This window comes from Cupriavidus necator A5-1, assembly GCF_000744095.1.
In the GTDB taxonomy this organism is placed as follows: domain Bacteria; phylum Pseudomonadota; class Gammaproteobacteria; order Burkholderiales; family Burkholderiaceae; genus Cupriavidus; species Cupriavidus necator_A.
Genome location: NZ_JQLI01000008.1, coordinates 3,534,559 through 3,548,919, shown reverse-complemented (window position 1 = coordinate 3,548,919; position 14,361 = coordinate 3,534,559). Strand labels below are relative to the sequence as shown.

The 14,361-nt window shown below is 64.4% G+C and carries 14 protein-coding genes; 12 read left to right on the top strand and 2 right to left on the bottom strand.

Annotation, left to right across the window (positions count from 1 at the left end):
* Window positions 1–25: 25 nt before the first annotated feature.
* Window positions 26–1,006: an HpcH/HpaI aldolase/citrate lyase family protein gene (locus K307_RS40535; RefSeq protein ID WP_042886646.1), complete on the bottom strand. Its 981-nt coding sequence runs from the start codon at window positions 1,004–1,006 to the stop codon at window positions 26–28.
* 133 nt (window positions 1,007–1,139) lie between these two features.
* Window positions 1,140–2,123 carry a malate dehydrogenase gene (locus K307_RS40530; protein ID WP_010814614.1) on the bottom strand — a complete coding sequence of 328 codons (984 nt, stop codon included), beginning with the start codon at window positions 2,121–2,123 and terminating at the stop codon, window positions 1,140–1,142.
* A 441-nt stretch (window positions 2,124–2,564) separates the two neighbouring features.
* On the opposite strand from K307_RS40530, the gene K307_RS40525 reads away from it, so the two are divergent.
* From K307_RS40525 to K307_RS40470, 12 genes are all read left to right on the top strand, one after another.
* On the top strand, window positions 2,565–3,440 hold the full coding sequence (locus K307_RS40525; RefSeq protein ID WP_042886645.1) for a GntR family transcriptional regulator: 876 nt from the start codon (window positions 2,565–2,567) through the stop codon (window positions 3,438–3,440).
* Between the two features lie 281 nt (window positions 3,441–3,721).
* Window positions 3,722–4,132: a succinate dehydrogenase, cytochrome b556 subunit gene (gene sdhC, locus K307_RS40520; protein ID WP_042886644.1), complete on the top strand. Its 411-nt coding sequence runs from the start codon at window positions 3,722–3,724 to the stop codon at window positions 4,130–4,132.
* 11 nt (window positions 4,133–4,143) lie between these two features.
* Window positions 4,144–4,509, top strand: a complete 366-nt coding sequence (sdhD, locus tag K307_RS40515) for a succinate dehydrogenase, hydrophobic membrane anchor protein (protein ID WP_010814617.1) — start codon at window positions 4,144–4,146, stop codon at window positions 4,507–4,509.
* A gap of 3 nt (window positions 4,510–4,512) precedes the next feature.
* The gene (gene sdhA / locus K307_RS40510) at window positions 4,513–6,291 is read left to right on the top strand and encodes a succinate dehydrogenase flavoprotein subunit (RefSeq protein WP_042886643.1); all 1,779 of its coding nucleotides are present in this window, start codon (window positions 4,513–4,515) and stop codon (window positions 6,289–6,291) included.
* Window positions 6,292–6,325: 34 nt separating this feature from the next.
* The gene (locus K307_RS40505; protein ID WP_011298473.1) at window positions 6,326–7,027 is read left to right on the top strand and encodes a succinate dehydrogenase iron-sulfur subunit; all 702 of its coding nucleotides are present in this window, start codon (window positions 6,326–6,328) and stop codon (window positions 7,025–7,027) included.
* Window positions 7,028–7,106: 79 nt separating this feature from the next.
* Window positions 7,107–7,394 (top strand): succinate dehydrogenase assembly factor 2, encoded by a 288-nt coding sequence (locus K307_RS40500; protein ID WP_042886641.1) that lies wholly within the window; start codon window positions 7,107–7,109, stop codon window positions 7,392–7,394.
* A 43-nt stretch (window positions 7,395–7,437) separates the two neighbouring features.
* On the top strand, window positions 7,438–8,739 hold the full coding sequence (gene gltA / locus K307_RS40495; RefSeq protein ID WP_042886639.1) for a citrate synthase: 1,302 nt from the start codon (window positions 7,438–7,440) through the stop codon (window positions 8,737–8,739).
* A gap of 525 nt (window positions 8,740–9,264) precedes the next feature.
* The gene (locus K307_RS40490; RefSeq protein WP_042886638.1) at window positions 9,265–10,380 is read left to right on the top strand and encodes a branched-chain amino acid ABC transporter substrate-binding protein; all 1,116 of its coding nucleotides are present in this window, start codon (window positions 9,265–9,267) and stop codon (window positions 10,378–10,380) included.
* A gap of 254 nt (window positions 10,381–10,634) precedes the next feature.
* A complete protein-coding gene (livH, locus tag K307_RS40485; RefSeq protein ID WP_042886637.1) occupies window positions 10,635–11,561 on the top strand; it encodes a high-affinity branched-chain amino acid ABC transporter permease LivH in 927 nt (308 codons plus the stop codon).
* 13 nt (window positions 11,562–11,574) lie between these two features.
* Complete coding sequence (locus tag K307_RS40480; RefSeq protein WP_051975402.1) at window positions 11,575–12,861, top strand: high-affinity branched-chain amino acid ABC transporter permease LivM; 1,287 nt, start codon at window positions 11,575–11,577, stop codon at window positions 12,859–12,861.
* Window positions 12,858–13,649 (top strand): high-affinity branched-chain amino acid ABC transporter ATP-binding protein LivG, encoded by a 792-nt coding sequence (gene livG, locus K307_RS40475; RefSeq protein ID WP_042886636.1) that lies wholly within the window; start codon window positions 12,858–12,860, stop codon window positions 13,647–13,649. The genes K307_RS40480 and livG overlap by 4 nt, the downstream gene beginning before the upstream one ends.
* The gene (locus tag K307_RS40470) at window positions 13,649–14,350 is read left to right on the top strand and encodes an ABC transporter ATP-binding protein (protein ID WP_042886635.1); all 702 of its coding nucleotides are present in this window, start codon (window positions 13,649–13,651) and stop codon (window positions 14,348–14,350) included. Before livG ends, K307_RS40470 begins: the two co-directional genes overlap by 1 nt.
* Window positions 14,351–14,361: the final 11 nt, after the last annotated feature.

The window sequence follows — 14,361 nt, the reverse complement described above, 5'->3', positions numbered from 1 at the left end:
TCCTTGATTTTGTGTTGGTCTTGTTTCAGGCGAAGAACAGCGCTTCCACGTTGGCCGGCAGCGGCGTGCCGGTCGCCTGCGCGCGCTGCAGCAGCGACCAGTAATAGCGATAGCTGGCGCGGTCGTGCAACTGGCCATCGTGGCGGATCGGGGCCCAGTTGTTTTCATGCGCCGCCAGCAGGATCTGGCTGGCGGCGCCGATTTCCTCCGCACCGGGGCGGAATGCCGCGACGATCGGCGCGATCTGGCCCGGATGGATGCTCCACTTGCGCAGGTAGGCGAACTCGCTGCGCGCGCGCAGCGCATCGTCGCCGGCTCGCTGCGGCGCCTGCACGTCGGTGCTGACGTTGTGCGACGGCACCTTGCCATGGCGGTGGCAGGCGGCGGAGATCTCCAGCATGGCGCGGCGGATCAGCGGATGCTCGAACTGCTGCGGCGAGCGCATGGCCTCGCCCGGGATGGCGCCGTGGTGCGCCGAAACAAAGTCCATCAGGCCGAAGCTCAGGCACTCCACCTGCACCAGCGCGGCGATATCGAAGGCCTGTTCGAGCGCGGCATGGGTCTCGATCAGCGCATGGATCGGGATATGGCGGGCGATGCCGGCATTGCGCGCCACCTGGTTGACATGGTCGGTCACGCGCGCAACTTCGACCACGTCGGTGACCTTGGGCACCACCACATAGGCCAGCCGGGCGCCGGCGGCGCGCACCAGCACGTCGACGTCCTGGCGCCAGTGCGGGTGCGACGGATCGTGGATGCGCACGCCCACGCGGTTGTGCGCATTCAGCGGGCTGCTGATCAACTGCGCGCACAGCTCGGCGTGCTCGCGCTCCTGGCCGACGGCGGCGCCGTCCTCGCAGTCGAAGGTGATGTCGAAGATGGCCCCAAGCTCTTGCTGCAGGGCAAGCGATTTGCGCATCAGCTTTTCGCTGCCCGCATAGTGGTCACACACCGGCAGCTGGACCGGGATGGCTTCGCCCTGGAACAAGACCTCGGAAGGATGCACGTTGGTTCGGATCGTTGGTTGAAGGGAAGGGGCAGACACTAGCGTAACGCCCCAATATGAAAAACCGGGGTCCGCACCGATTGAATCGTTGCGGAACCCCGGTCTTTGCCCTGGTCTTTCCTCGAGCGGAAGATCAGCCCAGCAGGTGCTGCACGCCGGCCTTTTCTTCTTCCAGTTCGTTCAGGGTGATGTTGATCTTTTCCTGGCTGTAGGCGTCGATCTCCAGACCCTTGACGATTTCGTACTTGCCGTTGGCGGTGGTCACCGGGTAGCCGAACATGGTGTCGGCGGGGATGCCGTACTCGCCGTTCGACGGGATGCCCATGGTGACGACCTTGCCGTTGGTGCCCAGCACCCAGTCGCGCACGTGGTCGATGGCGGCGTTGGCGGCGGAGGCAGCCGACGACAGGCCACGGGCCTCGATGATGGCGGCGCCGCGCTTTCCGACGGTCGGCAGGAACACGTCGTTGTTCCACACCGGGTCGTTGATCAGGTCCTTGACGCTCTTGCCGTCGACGGTGGCGTAGCGGTAGTCGGCGTACATGGTCGGGCTGTGGTTGCCCCACACGAACAGCTTCTCGATCGACGACACCGGCTTGCCGGTCTTGGCGGCGATTTGCGACAGGGCGCGGTTGTGGTCCAGGCGCAGCATCGCGGTGAAGTTCTCGCGCGGCAGGTTCGGGGCCGACTTCATGGCGATGTAGGCATTGGTGTTGGCCGGGTTGCCGACCACCAGCACCTTGACGTTGCGGCTGGCGACTTCGTCCAGTGCCTTGCCCTGCACCGTGAAGATCTGGGCGTTGGCTTCGAGCAGGTCCTTGCGCTCCATGCCCTTGCTGCGCGGACGGGCGCCCACCAGCAGGGCGACGTCGGCGTCCTTGAAGGCAACCTTGGGATCATCGGTGATGACCACGCCGGCCAGCAGCGGGAAGGCGCAGTCTTCCAGTTCCATCACCACGCCCTTGACGGCTTGCTGGGCTTGCGGGAGGTCGAGCAGTTGGAGGATGACCGGCTGGTCTTTGCCCAGCATGTCGCCATTGGCGATGCGGAACAGCAGGGAGTAGCCGATCTGGCCAGCGGCGCCGGTCACTGCGACGCGCATTGGGGCTTTAGCCATGAGTAAATCTCCAAACGATAGATGGGGGGAAACCGGTCGGTTGCGCGCTGCCGTGGTACAAGTGGCGGCACGTCACCGGGTGCTGGTTGTCGCCACAGCGGGGAGCGGCCGTCCGCCGGAGCCAGGTGGCGAGGCCACGGGGCGGAACCGGTGAGGGAGAGCCACAACGGGTCATGGTGATGCAACGAAGCGTAAGTCTACTGCGAAGCGTGGCGCCATTTCCAGACCGAATTCCAGGGCGGAACGCAGACCGGGCCGGCTTGCACCGGGGCTGGGCCCGATCTGGCGGGCACCGGCGGGCACTGGCAGGCCTCCACGGGCGTGGACCAGCGCGAGTGTAGGCCGCGCCTCCCTTACTGTCAATTCATATGTCTTATATAAGACATAAGACAATTAAGATCAGGCTGGACGCCTCTCGCCGTTTTGTGGTGAAATCCCGCTATGTCCTCCCTGCCTACGTCCCTGACCGGCGCGACCGCCCCCGGCGCACAGGAATCTGGCGCCGCCACGCCCGGCGCCGGGACGCAGCCGCCTCCGTCATCTTCGCCGGCGCAGCCGCTGGTTTCGCAAACCGCCCCGCAAGCCGCCAACGCCGTGCCATCGCCCACCTTCAGCCCGCTCTACCAGCAGATCAAGGCGCTGATTACGCGCAGCCTGCAGTCCGGCGAATGGAAGCCGGGCGAGATGATCCCCAGTGAAATGGAGCTGGCCTCGCGCTACAAGGTCAGCCAGGGCACAGTGCGCAAGGCCATCGACGAGCTCGCCGCCGAGAACCTGGTGGCGCGCCGGCAGGGCAAGGGCACCTTCGTGACCACGCACCATGAAGACGTGGTCAAGTTCCGCTTCCTGCGCCTCGTCCCCGACGAAGGCGAACCCCATTATGGCGCCAGCCATGTGCTGGAATGCAAGCGCCTGCGCGCGCCCGCCGAGATCGCCCGGCTGCTGGATATCCGCACCGGCGACAGCGTGGTGCAGATCCGCCGTGTGCTGACATTCTCCGGCGAGTCGACCGTGCTGGACGAAATCTGGCTGCTCGGCGCCAACTTCAAGGGCCTGACGGCTGAAAAGCTGACCGAGTGGAAGGGCCCCATGTATGCATTGTTCGAGGCCGAGTTCGGCACACGCATGATCCGCGCCTCGGAAAAGATTCGCGCTGTGGCCGCCGACGAGACGGCGGCCGAGTTGCTGTCCGTGCCGGTGGGCTCGCCGCTGCTGTCGGTCGAGCGGGTGTCATACACGTATGGCGACCGTCCCGTCGAGGTGCGCCGCGGCCTGTATGTCACCGCCCGGCACTATTACCAGAACGACCTGAGCTGACTCCGGCGCACCGCGTGATCCCCGCGCCGGTGCGCATTATTGCGGCTTTTGTCATGACGGTGAGGGCTGTTGCGCCGTTGCGGTGAATGTTGCGCCGCATTGGCGGCACATGTGGATTGTGTGCGATTGTCGGGCGGCCCATGTTGGTGCCCGATAGGCGAAAATTATTGGTGCAGCGCGCAACAAAGGCGCTAAAATCTCATGGATTTGCCCTAATGCATCCCGTTGCATGCAGGGCAATGGCAGTTTCGTTTCTTTGTTTACCGCTAATGGGGTCTCGCATGGCTGAAGCCGTCAAACAAGCCAGGCCGGAGTTCCGGAATATCGGTATCGCGCAGATTGCGCGCTACCGGTTGCCCTGGGCCGGCAAGGTATCCATCCTGCATCGCGTCAGCGGTGCGCTGATGTTCCTCCTCCTTCCCTTCGTGCTGTACCTGTTCGAGCAGAGCATCACTTCGGAACTGAGCTTCGCAAAGTTCTCGGCCCTCCTGTCCGGCGGCTTCGTCAAGCTGGTTCTGCTGGCCCTGATCTGGGGTTATCTGCATCACTTCTGCGCCGGTATCCGTTTCCTGCTGCTGGATGTGCACGTCGGCGTCTCCAAGCCCGCTTCGGCTAAGTCTGCCATCGGCGTGCTGGTTGTCAGCCTGCTGCTTACCCTGATTTTCGGCCTGAAGCTGTTCGGCCTGTTCTGAGGAGAATCAAGGTGGCAAATAACAATATCGGTCCCAAGCGTCTTGTCGTCGGTGCCCACTACGGCCTGAAAGACTGGCTCGCGCAACGCGTCACGGCCGTGATCATGGTGGTCTTCACCGTGGTCCTGGCCATTGCCTTCCTGCTGTCGAACGGCGCTTCGTACGAAGCGTGGGCAGGGCTCTTCTCCAACCAGTGGATGAAGATCATCACGTTCCTGACCATCCTGTCGCTGCTGTATCACGCCTGGATCGGCGTGCGCGACATCTGGATGGACTATGTGCGCCCGATGGCCGTGCGCCTGGTGCTGCAAGTTCTTACGATTCTGTGGCTCGTCGGTTGCGCGGGCTACGCTGCTCAGATTCTCTGGAGGGTGTAATAAATGGTCGCAGTCAAGACTGGATTGCCGCGTCGCCGCTTTGACGTGGTCATCGTCGGTGCTGGCGGCGCCGGGATGCGCGCATCCCTCCAGCTCGCGGAAGCCGGCCTGAACGTGGCCGTGCTGTCCAAGGTGTTCCCGACCCGCTCGCACACCGTGGCGGCGCAGGGCGGTATCGGTGCTTCGCTGGGCAACATGAGCGAAGACAACTGGCACTATCACTTCTACGACACCATCAAGGGCTCGGACTGGCTGGGTGACCAGGACGCCATCGAGTTCATGTGCCGTGAAGCCCCGAAGGTCGTGTACGAGCTCGAACACTTCGGCATGCCGTTCGACCGCAACGCCGACGGCACCATCTACCAGCGCCCGTTCGGCGGCCACACCGCCAACTACGGTGAAAAGCCCGTGCAGCGCGCCTGCGCTGCGGCTGACCGTACCGGCCACGCGCTGCTGCACACGCTGTACCAGCGCAACGTGCGCGCCAAGACTCACTTCTTCGTCGAGTGGATGGCGCTGGACCTGATCCGCGACCAGGACGGCGACGTGCTGGGCGTGACCGCGCTGGAAATGGAAACCGGCGAGGTCTACATCCTCGAAGCCAAGACCACGCTGTTCGCGACTGGCGGTGCCGGCCGCATCTACGCTGCTTCCACCAACGCCTTCATCAACACCGGTGACGGCCTGGGCATGGCCGCACGCGCTGGCGTGCCGCTGGAAGACATGGAGTTCTGGCAGTTCCACCCGACCGGCGTGGCCGGCGCGGGCGTGCTGATCACCGAAGGCGTGCGCGGCGAGGGCGGTATCCTGCGCAACAAGGACGGCGAGCGCTTCATGGAGCGCTATGCCCCGACGCTGAAGGACCTGGCGCCGCGTGACTTCGTCTCGCGCTCGATGGACCAGGAAATCAAGGAAGGCCGCGGCTGCGGCCCGAACGGCGACTACGTGCTGCTCGACCTGACCCACGTCGGTGCCGAGACCATCATGAAGCGCCTGCCGTCGATCCGCGAAATCGGCCTGAAGTTCGCCAACGTCGACGCGATCAAGGAACCGATCCCTGTGGTCCCGACCATCCACTACCAGATGGGTGGCATTCCGACCAACTACCACGGCCAGGTCGTGGTGCCGAAGAACGGCAACCCGAACGAAGTGCTCAACGGCTTCTACGCGATCGGCGAATGCTCGTGCGTGTCGGTGCACGGCGCCAACCGCCTGGGCACCAACTCGCTGCTCGACCTGGTGGTGTTCGGCCGCGCGGCTGGCAACCACATCATCGCGCAGAACCTGAAGCAGAAGGAACACAAGCCGCTGCCGGCCGACGCCGCCGACCTCGCGCTGTCGCGCCTGGCCAAGCTGCAGTCGTCGTCGTCGGGCGAGTACACGCAGGACGTCGCCAACGACATCCGCAAGAACATGCAGTCGCATGCCGGCGTGTTCCGTACCCAGAAGCTGATGGACGAAGGCGTCGACCGCATCCTGGAAGTGTCCGAGCGCGCCAACAACATCCACCTCAAGGACAAGTCCAAGGTCTTCAACACCGCGCTGGTGGAAGCCCTGGAAGTGGCCAACCTGGTGGAAGTGGCCAAGGCCACCATGATCTCGGCGGCCGCCCGCAAGGAATCGCGCGGTGCCCACGCGCACAGCGACTTCCCGAACCGCGACGACCAGAACTGGCTCAAGCACACGCTGTTCTACAGCGAAGGCAGCCGCCTCGACTACAAGCCGGTGAAGATGGAACCGCTGACGGTGGAAAGCGTGCCGCCGAAGGCCCGTACGTTCTGAGCACCGCATCGTAGAGACAACAGGACCCACAGAGATGAAGCGTATTTTCGAAGTCTACCGCTACGATCCGGACAAGGATGCGGCACCGCGCATGCAGACCTACGAGGTCGAGCTGGACGGTCACGAGCGCATGCTGCTGGACGCGCTGGTCAAGCTGAAGAAGCTGGACGAGACCATCTCGTTCCGCCGTTCGTGCCGCGAAGGCGTGTGCGGCTCGGATGCGATGAACATCAACGGCAAGAACGGCCTGGCGTGCCTGACCAACATGCGCGAGCTGCCGGACCGCATCGTGCTGCGTCCGCTGCCCGGCCTGCCGGTGGTGCGCGACCTGATCGTCGACATGACGAACTTCTTCAAGCAGTACAACTCGATCAAGCCGTTCCTGATCAACGACGAGCCGCCGCCCGAGAAAGAGCGCCTGCAGTCGCCGGAAGAGCGTGACGAGCTGGATGGCCTGTACGAGTGTATTCTCTGCGCCAGCTGCTCGACGTCGTGCCCGTCGTTCTGGTGGAACCCGGACAAGTTCGTCGGCCCCGCCGGCCTGCTGCAGGCTTACCGCTTCATTGCGGACAGCCGCGACCAGGCCACCAGCGAGCGCCTGGACAACCTGAACGACCCGTACCGCCTGTTCCGCTGCCACAGCATCATGAACTGCGTCGACGTGTGCCCGAAGGGTCTGAACCCGACCAAGGCCATCGGCAAGATCAAGGAGCTGATGGTCCGCCGCGCGGTCTGATCCTGCGGCTGTCTGCAGTAGTAAGCGGCGCGTCAGCCAGAGCGGCTATATCTGGCTGGCGCGCCGAAAGTAGGAAGCCATGACTGAGAGTCCTGCCACCAACTTCTCCCATCAGGCCGATCCGCACAAGCGCGCACGTTTGCGCTGGCGCGCCCGCCGCGGCCTCCTGGAGAACGACATCATCGTCGAACGTTTTTTCAACCGTTACGAGGAGAGCCTCTCCGACGAGGACGTGGCTTCGCTGAGCGTGCTGTTCGAACTCAGCGACAACGAGTTGATGGACCTGCTCCTTGCCCGCAAGGAACTGGACGGTGAGCTCGACACGCCCCCGATGCAGCGAGTGATGCACCTGCTGCGTACGGTCTGAGTTTTGGTCAACATTATTATTCACAGCATTTGAAGGATCCGACATGACGCCGTCCGATGTGAAAGCCACGCTATCGTTCTCCGATGGTTCCCCCAGCGTTGAGCTGCCGATTTATACGGGCACCGTTGGCCCGGACGTGATCGACATTCGCAAGCTGTACGGACAAACCGGTAAGTTCACCTACGACCCCGGTTTCATGTCGACGGCTTCGTGCAATTCCAAGATCACCTATATCGACGGCGACAAGGGCGAGCTGCTGTACCGCGGCTACCCGATCGAGCAGCTGGCACAGAAGTGCAACCACCTCGAAGTCTGCTACCTGCTGCTCAAGGGCGAGCTGCCCAACGCCAAGCAGAAGGATGAATTCATCGGCCACGTGATGAACCACACGATGGTCCACGAGCAGCTGCAGTTCTTCATGCGCGGCTTCCGCCGCGATGCCCACCCGATGGCCGTGCTGACCGGCCTGGTGGGTGCCATGAGCGCGTTCTACCACGACGCCATGGACATCGACGATCCGCACCAGCGCGAGATCTCGGCCATCCGCCTGATCGCCAAGATGCCGACCCTGGTCGCCATGGCGTACAAGTACAACATCGGCCAGCCGTACATCTACCCGCAGAACGACCTGTCCTACTCGGGCAACTTCATGCGCATGATGTTCGGCACGCCGTGCGCCCCGTACACCGTGAACCCGGTGCTGGAGCGTGCGCTGGACCGCATCTTCATCCTGCACGCCGACCACGAGCAGAACGCGTCGACCTCGACCGTGCGCCTGGCCGGTTCGTCGGGCACCAACCCGTTCGCAGCCATCGCCGCCGGCGTGGCCTGCCTGTGGGGCCCGGCCCACGGCGGCGCCAACGAAGCCGCGCTGAAGATGCTGGAAGAGATCGGCAGCGTCGACAACATCAACGAGTTCATCAGGCAGGTCAAGGACAAGAACTCGGGCGTGCGCCTGATGGGCTTTGGCCACCGCGTGTACAAAAACTACGATCCGCGCGCCAAGCTGATGCGCGAAACCTGCCACGAAGTGCTGGAAGAACTGGGCCTGCACAACGACCCGCTGTTCAAGCTGGCCATGGAGCTGGAAAAGATCGCGCTGGAAGACGAGTACTTCGTCAGCCGCAAGCTGTACCCGAACGTGGACTTCTACTCGGGCATCGTCCAGCGCGCGCTGGGCATCCCGACGTCGCTGTTCACCTGCATCTTCGCGCTGGCCCGCACCCCGGGCTGGATCTCGCAGTGGGAGGAGATGATCACCGATCCGGAATACAAGATCGGCCGTCCGCGCCAGCTGTTTAACGGCGCCGCCACCCGCGACGTGCCGGACTTGGCCAAGCGCTAAGCGCCAGGTCTCCCGTCCCGCTGCGCAGCGCAGCAATTGCAAACGCCCCGGCCCGCCGGGGCGTTTGTCTTTGAAGCGTCAGCAGTCTTGTGCAGTGCAGCGCCGGCAAGGGCAGGAAATTGCACCCCGAATGGTTTGAGACGCGATTAGTGGAAATTTGTGTCGCGTTCTCCCAAATCAGTTCCGCATTTATTGTGCAATTCTCGCTTGCCGCAGGGAATTTGACCCTATAATGCGGGCTGCTTTGCCGACGGCAGCCGGGCCACCCTTCCGGCATGCGGTGCGGCAAGCGGGGCAGGCGAATCGCTTGCGCAATAGAGAACGCATCAAACGTTGTCTTTCCGAACCTTGGTCCCCATACCTCAGCGGGGACTGACACACGCCGGGCCCCGCATACGCTGTCTCTCCTTGCAGGCCCGCCTTCCGCGTCTCGGGCGTCTTTCTCTGTAGTCCGCGGGTGTTGTTCGATTGCGCAGGTCATACCGTTTCTGCCCGGTTGACCCAACAAAAATCGAGGAGCTCCTGATGACGCTGTCCCGTCTTAAGTCCATCTCGCTGGCCGCCGTGCTGGCAACCCTTGGCGCCGCCGCCAACGCCGAAACCGTGAAGATCGCCATTGCCGGCCCGATGAGCGGCTCGGTGGCGCAGTATGGCGACATGGTCAAGGCCGGTGCGCTGACCGCGATCGAACAACTCAACGCCAACGGCGGCGCCGGTGGCAACAAGTTCGAAGTGGTGATGATGGACGACGCCTGCGAACCCAAGCAGGCCGTGGCGGTTGCCAACAAAATCGTCAGCCAGAACATCAAGTACGTGATCGGCCACGTGTGCTCGGGCTCGACCATCCCGGCTTCCGACATCTACGAGAACGAAGGCATCGTGATGGTCACGCCGTCGGCCACCGCGCCGCAGCTGACCGAGACCAAGAAGCGCAAGTACATCTTCCGCACCATCGGCCGCGACGACCAGCAGGGCCCGGCCGCCGCCCAGTACATCATCACCAAGGTCAAGCCGAAGAAGGTCGCCGTGCTGCACGACAAGCAGTCGTACGGCCAGGGCATCGCCAGCTCGGTCAAGAAGGACCTGGAAGCCGCCAAGATCCCCGTCGCCGTGTTCGAAGGCATCAACGCCGGCGATTCGGACTACTCCGCCGTCATTACCAAGCTCAAATCGCAGGGCGTGGACTTCGTCTACTTCGGCGGCTACCACCCGGAAATGGGCCTGCTGCTGCGCCAGGCGCGCGAGCAGGGCGTCAAGGCCGCCTTCATGGGCCCCGAGGGCGTGGGCAACAAGGAAGTGACCGCGATCGCCGGCCCGTCCTCGGAAGGCATGCTGGTGACGCTGCCGGCCGACTTCTCGGCCGACCCGGCCAACGCCGCGCTGGTCAAGGCCTTTGCCGACAAGAAGCGTGACGCCAACGGTCCGTTCCAGATGCCGGCCTACGCCGCCGTCAAGATCATCGGCGACGCCATCGCCGGGGCCAAGAGCACCGACCCGACCAAGGTCGCGGCGTACATGCACAAGAACGCCTTTACCACCCCGATCGGCAAGGTCGAGTACGACGACAAGGGCGACCTGAAGTCCTTCAAGTTCGTGGTCTACACCTGGCACAAGGACGCCAGCAAGACCGCCGCCAACTAAGGCATTCGCATCCCGACGGGGTGCCCCCCTCTCCCCGCTTGCGGGAGAGGGGCCGGGGGTGAGGGCGGGCGCTGGCCGGAGCCATCGTGCTGGATAAGACCGTTGGCCCCGCTTGAAGTGGCTCCTAGCTAAACCACCCCTCACCCCAACCCTCTCCCCATGAGGGGAGAGGGAGAACACCTTGCTTTGGCAAGTTCGAATGGTTTTGGCGCATCCCTGCTGAGGCCAGTTCTGGCGCCTTCGAGGCTTCCTCCATGAATGAATTCCTTCCACAGTTCACCCAGCAGCTGGTCAACGGCCTGACGCTGGGTGCGATCTATGCGCTGATCGCCATCGGCTACACAATGGTCTACGGCATCATCGGCATGATCAATTTCGCACACGGCGAGATTTACATGATCGGTGCCTACGTCGGCCTGGTCACGCTCACCGCGATCGGTGCCCAGGCAGGCTACCCGCTGCCGCTGGTGCTGGGCGCCGCATTGCTGGTCTCGGTGCTGGTCACCGGGGTCTACGGCTATGCGGTCGAGCGGGTGGCATACCGGCCCCTGCGCGGCGGGCCGCGGCTGGTGCCGCTGATCTCCGCCATCGGCATGTCGATCTTCCTGCAGAACTATGTCCAGATCGGGCAGGGCGCGCGCGACGTGTCCGTGCCGATGATGATCTCGGGCGCCATCGAGTTCCAGATGGGCGGCGACTTCACCGTGACGGTGCCGTATTCGCGCCTGCTGATCGTGTGCGTGACGCTGGTGCTGATGATCGCGCTGACCATGTTCATCGGCCGTTCGCGCATGGGCCGCGCCTGCCGCGCCTGCGCCGAAGACATGCGCATGGCGAACCTGCTCGGCATCGACACCAACAAGGTGATCTCGTTCACCTTCGTGCTGGGCGCGATGCTGGCCGCGGTCGGCGGCGTGCTGATCGGGCTGACCATCGGCAAGCTCAATCCTTTCATCGGCTTCATTGCCGGCATCAAGGCCTTCACCGCGGCGGTGCTGGGCGGCATCGGCAGCATCCCGGGCGCGATGCTCGGCGGCGTGCTGCTGGGCCTGGCGGAAACCTTCGCCTCGGGCTACATGCCGGCCGAGTACAAGGACGTGGTCGCGTTCAGCCTGCTGGTGCTGGTGCTGCTGTTCCGTCCGACCGGGCTGCTGGGCAAGCCCGACGTGGAAAAGGTCTGAGGGGAGCACGACAATGACAAACGAAATTTCTGCGCTGCCTGCCGGGCAAGCCGCTTCCGCGCGCGGTGCCGCGCCGGGGCAGACGCTTAAGAACGCGATCACGGCCGCCGTGATGACGGCCATCCTGACCATCCCCATCCTGGGCCTGCAGCTCAAGCTGGAAGGCTACAAGGTCGTGCTGGAGCCGCACTGGCGGCCGGTGTGGATCGCCGTGGCGGCGGTGTTCCTGTTCCAGCTGTTCAAGCCGCTGCTGTCGCGTGCCGGCAGCGCGGTGCGCCTGCCGGCGCTGCCTGCACTCGGCGCGCGCGAGCAGCGCACGGCGGTGTGGGTGCTGCTGGCGGTCGGGCTGGTGTGGCCGTTCTTCGGCTCGCGCGGCGCAGTCGACGTGGCCACGCTGGCGCTGATTTACGTGATCCTGGGGTTGGGCCTGAACATCGTGGTGGGCTTTGCCGGCCTGCTCGACCTGGGCTATGTCGGCTTCTACGCCATCGGCGGCTATACCTATGCGCTGCTCAACCAGTACTTCGGGCTGGGCTTCTGGGAATGCCTGCCGATCGCCGCGGCGATGTCGGCGACCTTCGGCTTCCTGCTGGGCTTCCCGGTGCTGCGCCTGCGCGGCGACTACCTGGCCATCGTGACGCTGGGCTTTGGCGAGATCATCCGCCTCCTGGCCAACAACCTGACGAGCCTGACCGGCGGTCCGGACGGCGTCTCGGGCATTCCCAAGCCGTCGGTGTTCGGCATCGAGATGGCGCGCAGCGCGAGCGTGGAGGGTGCCAAGACCTTCCATGAGCTGATCGGGCTGGACTACAGCGGCCAGCATATGGTGATCTTCCTGTACCTGCTGGCGCTGCTGCTGGTGGGCTTCACATTGTTCGTCACCGGCCGCCTGATCCGCATGCCGATGGGCCGTGCCTGGGAAGCGTTGCGCGACGACGAGATCGCGTGCCGCTCGCTGGGCCTGAACCCGACCCGCATCAAGCTGTCGGCGTTCACGCTGGGCGCATCGTTCGCCGGCATCGGCGGCGCGTTCTTCGCGGCGCGCCAGGGGCTGGTCAACCCGGAATCGTTCACCTTCATCGAGTCGGCGCTGATCCTCGCCGTGGTGGTGCTGGGCGGCATGGGCTCGCAGCTGGGCGTGATCCTGGCGGCGATCCTGCTGACCGTGTTGCCCGAGGTGGCGCGCGGCTTTGCCGAATATCGCATGCTGATCTTCGGCCTGGTGATGGTGCTGATGATGATGTGGCGTCCGCAGGGCCTGCTGCCCGCGAGCCGTCCCCACGTGGAGTTGCCGCGATGACTAGTGTGCAAAAAGCGGTGCAACAGGCAGAACTGCTCAGAGTCTCTGGCCTGCAGATGCGCTTCGGTGGCCTGCTGGCCGTCGACGGCGTTGAATTCGATGTGCGCAGCGACGAGGTCTTCGCCATCATCGGCCCCAACGGGGCCGGCAAGACCACGGTGTTTAACTGCGTGGGCGGTTTCTACAAGCCCACCGCGGGCGACGTCACGCTGGACGGCCACGCCATTGCCGGCCTGCCCAGCCACCAGGTGGCGCGCAAGGGCCTGGTGCGGACCTTCCAGAACATCCGCCTGTTCAAGTCGCTGACGGTGGTGGAAAACCTGCTGGTGGCGCAGCACCTGCAGGTGCAGTCCGGCATCCTGCGCGGGCTGTTCGCCACGCCGGCCTACCGCCGCGCCGAGCGCGAGGCGCTGGAGCGCGCCGCGGTGTGGCTCGAGCGCATGGGCCTGACCAAGGTGGCCAATCGCGAGGCGGGCACGTTGTCGTACGGCCACCAGCGCCGGCTGGAGATCGCGCGCTGCATGATCACCAAACCGCGCCTGCTGATGCTGGACGAGCCCGCCGCGGGCCTGAACCCGCAGGAGAAGATCGAACTGCAGCAGTTGATCGACCAGCTGCGGCGCGAGTTCGGCATCTCGGTGCTGCTGATCGAGCACGACATGAGCCTGGTGATGGGCGTGTCCGACCGCATCCTGGTGATGGAGCACGGCAAGCCGATCGTGATCGGCAAGCCGGAAGCCGTGCGCAACGACCCGCGCGTGATCAAGGCCTACCTGGGAGAGGACTGATGCTGAAGCTGGAACAGGTCCATACCCACTACGGCGCCGTCGAGGCGCTGTCGGGCGTATCGATCGAAGTCAACAAGGGGGAGATTGTCACCCTGATCGGCAGTAATGGTGCCGGCAAGACGACGCTGATGATGACCGTGTGCGGCACGCCGCGTGCTTCTAAAGGCCGTGTGCTGTTCGAAGGGCAGGACATCACCAACCGCTCGACGCACGAGATCATGCGGCTGGGCATGGCGATCTCGCCCGAGGGCCGGCGCGTATTCCCGAGCCTGACGGTGCTGGAAAACCTGAAGATGGGCGCCTTCTTCCTCAAGCGCGACGAGATCGAAGCGGGCATCGAGCACGTGTTCAAGCTGTTCCCGCGCCTGAACCAGCGCGCGGGCCAGCGTGCCGGCACCATGTCGGGCGGCGAGCAGCAGATGCTGGCGATCGGCCGCGCGCTGATGAGCCGGCCGCGCCTGCTGCTGCTGGACGAGCCCACCCTCGGCCTGGCGCCGCTGATCATCGCGCAGATCTTCGACATCATCCGCACCATACGTGACGAAGGCGTCACTGTGTTCCTGGTCGAGCAGAATGCCAACAAGGCGCTGCAGGTGGCGGATCGGGGGTATGTGCTGGAGACCGGCAAGGTGGTGCTGGCCGACACCGGTGCGAACCTGCTGGCCAACGACCGGATCAAGGCGGCCTACCTGGGCGGCTGATCCCGAAAGGC

What these genes read in the sequence shown, in the direction of transcription:
- K307_RS40530 (WP_010814614.1), bottom strand. Translation starts at nt 2,123, where the DNA reads ATGGCTAAAGCCCCAATGCGCGTCGCAGTGACCGGCGCCGCTGGCCAG.
- K307_RS40525 (WP_042886645.1), top strand. Translation starts at nt 2,565, where the DNA reads ATGTCCTCCCTGCCTACGTCCCTGACCGGCGCGACCGCCCCCGGCGCA.
- sdhC (WP_042886644.1), top strand. Translation starts at nt 3,722, where the DNA reads ATGGCTGAAGCCGTCAAACAAGCCAGGCCGGAGTTCCGGAATATCGGT.
- sdhA (WP_042886643.1), top strand. Translation starts at nt 4,513, where the DNA reads ATGGTCGCAGTCAAGACTGGATTGCCGCGTCGCCGCTTTGACGTGGTC.
- K307_RS40505 (WP_011298473.1), top strand. Translation starts at nt 6,326, where the DNA reads ATGAAGCGTATTTTCGAAGTCTACCGCTACGATCCGGACAAGGATGCG.
- K307_RS40500 (WP_042886641.1), top strand. Translation starts at nt 7,107, where the DNA reads ATGACTGAGAGTCCTGCCACCAACTTCTCCCATCAGGCCGATCCGCAC.
- gltA (WP_042886639.1), top strand. Translation starts at nt 7,438, where the DNA reads ATGACGCCGTCCGATGTGAAAGCCACGCTATCGTTCTCCGATGGTTCC.
- K307_RS40490 (WP_042886638.1), top strand. Translation starts at nt 9,265, where the DNA reads ATGACGCTGTCCCGTCTTAAGTCCATCTCGCTGGCCGCCGTGCTGGCA.
- livH (WP_042886637.1), top strand. Translation starts at nt 10,635, where the DNA reads ATGAATGAATTCCTTCCACAGTTCACCCAGCAGCTGGTCAACGGCCTG.
- K307_RS40480 (WP_051975402.1), top strand. Translation starts at nt 11,575, where the DNA reads ATGACAAACGAAATTTCTGCGCTGCCTGCCGGGCAAGCCGCTTCCGCG.
- livG (WP_042886636.1), top strand. Translation starts at nt 12,858, where the DNA reads ATGACTAGTGTGCAAAAAGCGGTGCAACAGGCAGAACTGCTCAGAGTC.
- K307_RS40470 (WP_042886635.1), top strand. Translation starts at nt 13,649, where the DNA reads ATGCTGAAGCTGGAACAGGTCCATACCCACTACGGCGCCGTCGAGGCG.